This window comes from Pelotomaculum propionicicum, from assembly GCF_004369225.1.
Taxonomy (GTDB): Bacteria; Bacillota; Desulfotomaculia; order Desulfotomaculales; family Pelotomaculaceae; genus Pelotomaculum_B; species Pelotomaculum_B propionicicum.
Genome location: NZ_QFFZ01000024.1, coordinates 42,815 through 51,250, shown reverse-complemented (window position 1 = coordinate 51,250; position 8,436 = coordinate 42,815). Strand labels below are relative to the sequence as shown.

Below are 8,436 nucleotides of genomic sequence, written 5' to 3'. Positions count from 1 at the left end.
GCGAAAACTACAAAAAGAAAAACCCGCCTCGAGGCGGGTTTTGCTTTAGAAGAACTTGACGGAGGGGTGGATTACGATTGTTTCGGGTTGCAGTTCAAGCTTGGTTATTTCCAGGTTGTTTAATACGAAGCCGAGCTTGTTTTGCAGCGCCTGGCTGAAGCCGGGGATTTTATTGAAGTCCAGCACCAGCTTATCTTCATTGATGGTCAGGTAGCTGAACATGCTGATCAGGCCTTCCGGCGCACCCAGGCGCCTGGCCTCGGCATCATCCAGATCCGCCGCCAGCCTGGTCCTGATATTGACGCCGTACACCGAAATGATAACCGGGCTGAGGGGGATCAGCTCGACATAGCGGTTGGTCCTGTTAAACTCGTATTTGCCCAGGGACAGCTCCAGTTTCACGTCGATGGGCGTGCTCTCGCCCACGACCAGCCCGACCCTGGCGTCAAGACAGCCTTCACCCACGGTGAGGACTATTTCTTTGACGACTTTGTTTTCCGCCAGTGTTTCTCCGATAAACTTGTTGATAAACTCCTGGTGGACGTTGATGTTGCCGCCCAGCAGGCTCTTAATGTTGTCCAGTAAACTCATCTGCTTTTATTCACTCCCTCCTGTTGTATTGGCGGTGATATATCCTCGCGCTTGTTTTTACTCATTTTTACTGTAGGTGCGACTTTAGTCGCACAATGTCGCTTTGGCCTAAAACATTTCGGGGCTGCGCGCCCAGTTCGACTGAAGTCGAACCTACATCTAAAAAGCTAACCTACAGTATGGGGAATTCTTTATCAGCAATTACATCCCCTTTTTCATGGGGGGCCTTTATGAGTATATTTTTTCCGGCCGGTCGCATACTACACACGAAATTAAAATGCTGGAGGGGACAAAACTTGAAAAAGCTGCGTGTGGGCATAATCGGCGCCGGCATGGCCTTTGAAAAACTCCATTACCCGGCTTACCAGGAACTTTCCGATAAATACCAGATTGCCGCCCTGTGTGACGCCGACAGGTTCAAGGCGGACGCCTGGGCGGGCAGGCTGGGCCTCGGCCCCCAGGATGTGTACACCGATTTCCGGGAGATAGCACGTCGGCAGGACCTGGACCTTTTTGACATCATGGTGCCCATTGAGAAAAATTACGAAGTTACCGATACGGTTGCCGCTATTGCCAGGAAGCCGATTATCTGTGAAAAGCCGCTCGCTCCCAACCTGCGGCAGGCCAGGGCGCATGCCGAGCTGCCCCGGAAATACGGCATCCCTGTAATGATCGCGGAAAATTACCGCTATAACGAAGAAGTGGACATGATCAGGGATCTGGTCAGAACTAAAAAAGTTGGCGATATCTTATATTTTATTCAGAACCGGGTTGTGAATTTCCCGGAGGACATGCTTAAAAATAAATTCCCGGCCAGGGAGTGGCGGCAGTACCCTGAGTTTGAGGGCGGCGCGCTGCTGGACACGGGTGTGCACGACCTGGCCGCCTTGCGGCATATTTTCGGGGCGGTGGACCGGATCCAGGCTTTCGGCCGGGAGCAGAGCCAGGACTTCGCCCCCTATTCAGTGGTTGCCGTTAATATTTTGTTCAAGAGCGGTGTGATCGGCACGTTTTCATTTTACTCCGCCGGCAAAGAAATGCAGCGCCCGCTGATCGGCCTGCGCATCTTCGGCAGCGGGGGGATGATCTACCTGGAGGAGAGAGACTGCGGTTATATCAATATCGCGCACAACGACGGCAAGCACGAACTCCTGCGCTACAAGCCGCAGCGCGGCTATTACAATGAACTTCTTAATTTCTACAACGCCGCCATGGGTAAAGAGCCGATTTCCGTAACGCCTGAAATGGAGTATGGCGACGCTAAAATGGTTTTTGATATTTTAAAGTCTGTTGATGAGGAAAAAATTGTGGAAGTGGACCGCGGCTACGATTACATCCCCGTCTACCGGGCCGGCAGGGGAACTGAAAGACATCCCGACCCTTACCTGATGTAGCCCCCCCAGAGGGGGTTTTTTATTTTTATCAATATTAAGGCAGGAAAGCGCACCTCTCCGTATAAACATATACTAAAGGAACTATTGTCCTGTCAGACGCTCTGGTCCTGACTTCATATAATCGAGGTGTTTTTTCAGATGTCCAGTCTAAAGCCAATCGGGTTTTTCGATTCCGGGGTGGGCGGCCTTTCTGTGATGAAAGAGGTGCGCCGCCTGCTGCCGGCGGAAAACCTGCTTTATTTTGCGGACTCAGCCTATTGCCCCTACGGGGAAAAACCACTGGAGGTAATCCGGGACAGGGTTTTTTCCATTTGTGATTTCCTTGTGGACAAGGGAGCCAAAATACTGGTTTTGGCCTGCAATACCGCTTCAGTGGCAGTGCTTGACGATGTGAGGAAGCGCTTTAGCATACAGGTTGTAGGGACCGAGCCGGCGGTAAAACCTGCTGCCGCGGCCACGAAAAACGGCCGGGTTGGTGTCCTGGCCACCCAGGTCACCCTGGCCGGGGACAGGTTTAATTCTTTGGTGGAGCGGTTCGGGGAAGGTGTGGAGGTATGTGCGCAGGCGTGCCACGGCCTGGTGGATATGGTGGAGTCGGGCTGCTGGGAGGGTCCGGAAGCGGAGGCTCTATTGAGGAGCTACCTTGACCCGCTGCTGGCCAGGGGAGTGGATACGATCATCTTAGGCTGTACCCATTACCCGTTTCTCCGCCCGGTTGTGGAAAGGATTGCGGGCAGCGGGGTCAGTGTTATAGACAGCGGGGAGGCGATAGCCCGGCAGGTGGCCAGGGTGCTGGAGCGAAACAGCCTGCTGTCCGGCGGCACCGCTCCCGGCGGAGAGTCTTTTTTCACCAGCGGTGACCCGGGCTATGTTGAGCCGGTGATGAGGTTATTATGGGGGGACCCGGAGCTGGTGGTGCGGCAGGAGAAATTCGACTGTAACAGGCGGTGTGAAGAGTGAACTGCAAGGACTGTGTGTTTTTTAAAACCTTTGCGTCATTTGACGGGGCGATCTGCCGGGCGACGTCGCAGCCGGTGGACCCCCTGGCGAAAGCCTGCGACAAGTTTATCCCGCAGGGGCGTTTTTCCGAGTGGGGAGAAGAGACCGGCGGGCATTCGTGCAGGTAGATATACATGAATTATGTGAGTTTTTAATAATATTTTACAAGTTAAAGTCTATAAGGTAAAATAATCCTGAGGCACTGTATACTGGATTATAATATCGCAGCTAAGGACATAAAAAATGAGACAGAAAAAATTAACTTATTCCCTGGTGGCTGTAGCAATTTCATCAATTCTGCTGGCCGGCACTTTGTTTCTTCACTTTTCCTGGGCGGAGCCGACAAAAGTTGTACGCATCGGCATTTTAGCCGGCGAAGCGCAGTCTGAAAAACAGAAACTAATCCTCGCTGTTTATGAACAACTGCTGAATGAGGAAGGGTTCCTCTATAAGGTAATATCGCCCGCTGAGCTTGAAATATTCGGTGCTGAAGGTATCAAAAGCCGCTATGAAACGCTGGTTATCCCTGAAAATATCAACGCGGCCATGAGGCCTGAGATTGCTGAAATCATAAAATCATACGTGAAAGATCAGGGAGGATCCGCTCTTTTCGTACTTGACCCGGCCACGATTACGACCGGTGGAGAGCCGCAGCCCGCCCCCCTGCTGGCGGACCTGATCGGTGTCAGGTACTGCCTGCCCCTGGCCAATGGCAAGCTGGCGACTTATCCCGGGTACTGGTACTTCCCGAACGCCGACAAAGGGCGGGAGTGGGGTATAACGCCGGGCCGCCTGGATAAGGATCATGCCGTCTGCACATATACTTACGGCAAACTAAAATATGAGCACTTCAGGGCCGTGAATACCGGTGCGTCAGTTTTAGCTTTTGACAGGTCTGAAAGCGGCGAAGTGCCCGTTATTACTGAGAGACGCTACGACAGCGGCGGTACGGCCGTTTATGCCAATATGCCCCTGGCCAAATACAAGATCAGGTCTGATGACCTGGTGCCCCGATCAGTACTGCGCACTTTCCTGATTAAGTACGCTAAAATGCCCCGTTTGGTCAACAGCCCTGCCGGTGAAGGCGGTATGGTTTTCAACCTGCATATCTGCAGCGGCGCTTACTTCAGGGCTTTGACGGTAATGATGATGCAGGGCCTTTTCAACAGTGAACTGCCGTTTTCCATACACATTACGGCCGGGCCGGACACCTACAAGCTTGGCGACAGCATGGGCTTTTACGCTGAAAGTTTGTACAGGGGGCAGCCGGTTTTAGAGGCGCTCAAGGACTATGGGGAGATCGGCGCGCACGGCGGCTGGGCGCACAACTTTTTCGCCTATAATATGCAGTATTTGCCGCAGGAGAAATTGAATGAACTGGTGGACTGGAATTTTAACGCGCTGGAGTCTGTGACCGGCAGAAAGGTGATCGAGTACAGCGCGCCCGGCGGCAACCATCCTTTCTGGTTTAACAGCAAGCTGGAGGAATTAGGTGTGAAGGCGTACTACTGGACCGGCGACACAGGGTCCAGCCCCACTCACCCCCGCCTGGACAATAAATATGCCAACGACAGTATGTGGGCGTTCCCGATCACGCCATACCGCCAGCATGCTTCATTGGAGGAGATGGACAGGGGGCATGTGCCTGAAGAAGAGGTCAGTCAGTGGATGAATGATTTGATTGATTTTGCCGGCAAGGAAAGAGTAATCAGGATGATTTACACCCACCCGTCCGATAGGCGTTTTTGTCTGGAAGCAATCAGGGCTTTTGAGGATAAAGCGCTGGCCGAACAAAGCGCGGGTAGGGTCAGGGTGGCGCCCATGAGCCAGTTTGCCGACTTCCTGAGCCGCTACTCCAAGACCAGGTGGGAAATAAAAAGGGAAGGCCAGGACTACTCTGTCGAACTTGAGAATCCTGATGGGCTGGCGGATATCACTGTAGCTGTCTTCGTAGGCGAGGGATCCAGCAACATAGTCACCGGCGGCGATGCCAAGACGGTCGAAGAGGACGGCTGGCTTTACATCACCGTAGCTTCCAACGACCAAAAAATGAAGCTGGAGATCAACCATTTGTAGGACTTTAAAGTCACTTTTGGAAAAACATCCGGGCGGCCAGAGCCACCAGTATAATCGCGAACACCTTGTTGAAAACACCGTTTGAGACGTATTGTACCAGCCGCGAACCGATCTGGGCTCCCACGACGCCCCCCAGGCCGATTAGAATACCCAGGCGGTAGTCCACGTGATTGAGCTTGCCGTGGGAAAACAATGCCGAAGTGCTGATAATCAGAATGGCCATAAATGAAGTGCCCACTGCCCTCTGAGCGGTAAAGCCCAGGAAAATCAGCAGCGGGACCATGATAAAGCCGCCGCCCAAACCGGTGAAACTGGCTGCTATGCCGATCACTATGCCTATGGCGACCATTATGGCGTAATTCATCTTTTCTACCCCCCCGCTGCTATTATATATCATTTTAATTGATTGGAAAACTTGATTTGTAAAGCCATCATTTTGGTGGTAGACTACTTAATGGGTGATTACTGTGAATCTTAATTGTGGCCTGATCGGGCTGCCGATGGTCGGCAAAACAACTATCTTCAACCTGCTTACCGGGGCCGGGGCTGAGACTTCGAATTTTTTAACCGGCAAAACTGAGACCAACATCCGGTCCGCCGTGGTGCCGGACCACCGGGTGGACTTCCTGAGCGGCCTTTACAAGCCGCGCAAAACCACCTACGCGCAGATCCAGTTCAGTGACGTGCCGGGCCTGGTGCGGGGGTCCAGCCAGGGGCAGGGTGTGGGCAACCAGTTTCTCAACAACATCAGGAATGTGGACTTGCTGGTGCACGTGGTGCGGGCTTTCGCCAACGGGGAAGTGCCGCATGTGGACGGCTCCGTTAACCCCATGCGGGATATTGAAACCATAAACTTGGAGCTCCTCTTTGCCGACATGGAGGTAGTGGAAAAGAAAATCGAGCGCATTAAAAGCGGCAAAAAAATTAAGAAGGAAAACGCCGCCGAGATAGAAATCATGGAAAAGTGCCTGAGCGCGCTGGAAAATGAGACCCCCATCGGGAGCCTCGAGTGGTCGGAAGCGGAAAAATTTATTCTAAGGAACTACAGCTTTCTCACTGAAAAGCCGATGCTGCTGGTGGTCAACACCGACGAGGAGCAGTTCAAGAGCAAGGTGTACGAAGGCAAGAGCGAACTGCAGGCCTTCGCCGCCGGGCGCAGCCTGCCGGAGCTGGAAATCTGCGGCAAGATCGAAGCTGAAATCAGCCAGCTGCCCGACGAAGACAAGGAAATGTTCCTGGCTGACCTGGGCATCAGCCAGTCCGGCATAGACAGGCTGGCCAGGGCGGCGTACGATTACCTGGGGCTGATCTCCTTCTTCACCGTGGGCGAGGACGAGGTCAAGGCCTGGACGATCCAGAGCGGCACCGAGGCCAAGCAGGCGGCGGGCAAAATCCACTCAGACATCGAGAGAGGTTTCATCAAGGCGGAAGTGGTCAAGTACCGCGACCTGGAGACCCTGGGCAGCATGGCCAAGGTGAAGGAAAAGGGCCTGTTCCGCCTGGAGGGCAAAGACTACCGGGTAGAAGACGGCGACATCATTCATTTCAGGTTTAACGTGTAAAAAAAAGGACATCATATTAGGGAAGATATATTAACGGGGACATTCCTCTGAGGTGAGACAAGGGGACGGTTCTCCTGTCTCATTCGATGAGACAGGAGAACCGTCCCCTTGTCTCACCTTGTCTCACCCGGCTTGCGACTTACGGCCTACGACATAAATTATGGGTGAACCGTTTCAAGATCTGGGATCGTCTAACTTATATGGTGAGGAGTGCTTATGAGTAAGGCAGCTTATTTGAAAATGACGACGCGCGAGCTGGGAGAAAAAGTCAAGCGGGCGGTGGCCATGCTGGAGGACTGCACAGTGTGCGCCCAGGCCTGCCGGGTCAACCGCCTGAAAGGTGAATTGGGAATCTGCCGGGGTGGCAGGCGCGCGGTGGTAAGCAGCTACGGCCCTCATTTCGGGGAGGAGGCCCCGCTGGTTGGCGCCAGGGGTTCGGGCACCATCTTCTTTGCCTTCTGCAACTTAAAATGCCGTTTCTGTCAGAACTGCGAAATAAGCCAGCACGGCGAGGGAGAGGTGGTTTCCACATCCGACCTGGCGGAAATGATGCTGGAGCTGCAGCAGGGCGGCTGCCACAATATCAACCTGGTATCTCCCAGCCACTTTGTCCCGCAAATCCTGGAAGCGCTGCTCGTGGCGTCCGCGCTGGGCTTAAGGGTGCCGCTTGTGTATAACACCGGCGGCTATGATGCCCCGGAGACGTTGGAGATACTGGACGGTGTGGTGGATATTTACATGCCGGACATAAAATTCGGCGATGACGATGCCGGCAGGAAGTACGCCGGGGCGGCCGGTTACTTTACTGTCGCTAAAAAAGCGGTGAAACTGATGCACGGTCAGGTCGGGGACCTGGTTGTGGACGGGAAAGGCATAGCCGTCAGAGGCCTGCTGGTCAGGCATTTGGTGCTGCCCGGGGACCTGTCCGGCACGGAAAAAGTTGTGCGGTTTTTGGCCGAAGATATTTCTAAAAATACTTTTCTTAATATTATGGCCCAGTATTACCCGGCCCACGAGGCGTTTGAGTACCCGGAACTGAACAGGAGGATCACCGGCGGAGAATACCGGGAGGCGGTAAAAATTGCTGAGCGGTATGACTTGAGCAGGGTTTATCGCTGATTAGGCAGATTTTTGCGGCTTTACCGCATTTTTCGCTTTCTTGAGACTTTATTTTCAATGGTTTATAATATGAGGGAGAAAAGATAATTTTTAGGCTGCTTCTTTGTGCAGTATAGACTTGTAAGTAAAACAGGAGGTGTTAATTTCATGAAAGACACAATGCTGGCAGTCGCAGGTTTGATGGAGCTTGCCGCCCGCACTGCTCCCAAAGCGGGTGGGCGTGATTTTGTAGGGTCAAAAGTAGTGTCAGGCGAAGATCTTAAGACCCTTGCTGACGCTATGGAACGTTATGGCCAGGAAAAAGGCGTGGTTAATTTTGACCGGGACGCGGCCAATGTCCGCCGCTCCGACGCGGTGCTGCTGCTCAGCCTGGACCAGCCCAATACTTTGGGGCTTAACTGCGGGGCCTGCGGGTACAGCCGCTGCGCCGATTTGAAACCGGAAGAAGGGCCGGAGTTTGTCGGCCCCCTGTGCGCCTGGCGCGTGCTGGACCTGGGCATTGCTTTGGGCTCCGCGGCTAAAACAGCCGGTATTCTGAACGCGGATAACCGCATCATGTACAGGGTCGGAGTGGCGGCCAGAAAGATCGGCATGATCAAAGGAGAACTGGTTGTGGGTATACCAATTTCTGCAACCGGCAAAAGCATTTACTTTGACCGTTAAAGAAAAAAATGTTTACCGTTATTGGAGGGAAA

Annotated in this window: 9 protein-coding genes; 7 read left to right on the top strand and 2 right to left on the bottom strand. The window is 53.3% G+C overall.

Annotated elements, in window-relative coordinates; translation table 11 throughout:
• Window positions 1-45 precede the first annotated feature (45 nt).
• Entirely contained in the window at window positions 46-591 is a 546-nt protein-coding gene (locus Pmgp_RS11420; RefSeq protein WP_134214110.1) for a hypothetical protein, read from the bottom strand.
• Between the two features lie 296 nt (window positions 592-887).
• On the opposite strand from Pmgp_RS11420, the gene Pmgp_RS11415 reads away from it, so the two are divergent.
• From Pmgp_RS11415 to Pmgp_RS11405, 4 genes are all read left to right on the top strand, one after another.
• A complete protein-coding gene (locus tag Pmgp_RS11415) occupies window positions 888-1,985 on the top strand; it encodes a Gfo/Idh/MocA family protein (RefSeq protein ID WP_134214109.1) in 1,098 nt (365 codons plus the stop codon).
• Between the two features lie 138 nt (window positions 1,986-2,123).
• On the top strand, window positions 2,124-2,945 hold the full coding sequence (gene murI, locus Pmgp_RS11410) for a glutamate racemase (protein WP_134214108.1): 822 nt from the start codon (window positions 2,124-2,126) through the stop codon (window positions 2,943-2,945).
• Entirely contained in the window at window positions 2,942-3,112 is a 171-nt protein-coding gene (locus Pmgp_RS19750) for a hypothetical protein (protein ID WP_192902906.1), read from the top strand. Before murI ends, Pmgp_RS19750 begins: the two co-directional genes overlap by 4 nt.
• A 115-nt stretch (window positions 3,113-3,227) precedes the next feature.
• The gene (locus Pmgp_RS11405; protein WP_134214107.1) at window positions 3,228-5,060 is read left to right on the top strand and encodes a polysaccharide deacetylase family protein; all 1,833 of its coding nucleotides are present in this window, start codon (window positions 3,228-3,230) and stop codon (window positions 5,058-5,060) included.
• Between the two features lie 10 nt (window positions 5,061-5,070).
• On the opposite strand, the gene Pmgp_RS11400 is transcribed toward Pmgp_RS11405, so the two are convergent.
• The gene (locus tag Pmgp_RS11400; protein ID WP_134214106.1) at window positions 5,071-5,424 is read right to left on the bottom strand and encodes a sulfite exporter TauE/SafE family protein; all 354 of its coding nucleotides are present in this window, start codon (window positions 5,422-5,424) and stop codon (window positions 5,071-5,073) included.
• 97 nt (window positions 5,425-5,521) lie between these two features.
• Here Pmgp_RS11400 and ychF point away from each other — a divergent pair, with 97 nt between their 5' ends.
• From ychF to Pmgp_RS11385, 3 genes are all read left to right on the top strand, one after another.
• The gene (gene ychF, locus Pmgp_RS11395) at window positions 5,522-6,622 is read left to right on the top strand and encodes a redox-regulated ATPase YchF (RefSeq protein WP_192902908.1); all 1,101 of its coding nucleotides are present in this window, start codon (window positions 5,522-5,524) and stop codon (window positions 6,620-6,622) included.
• 216 nt (window positions 6,623-6,838) lie between these two features.
• A complete protein-coding gene (locus Pmgp_RS11390) occupies window positions 6,839-7,741 on the top strand; it encodes a radical SAM protein (RefSeq protein WP_134214104.1) in 903 nt (300 codons plus the stop codon).
• A 147-nt stretch (window positions 7,742-7,888) separates the two neighbouring features.
• A complete protein-coding gene (locus Pmgp_RS11385; RefSeq protein WP_134214103.1) occupies window positions 7,889-8,404 on the top strand; it encodes a ferredoxin domain-containing protein in 516 nt (171 codons plus the stop codon).
• Window positions 8,405-8,436 lie beyond the last annotated feature (32 nt).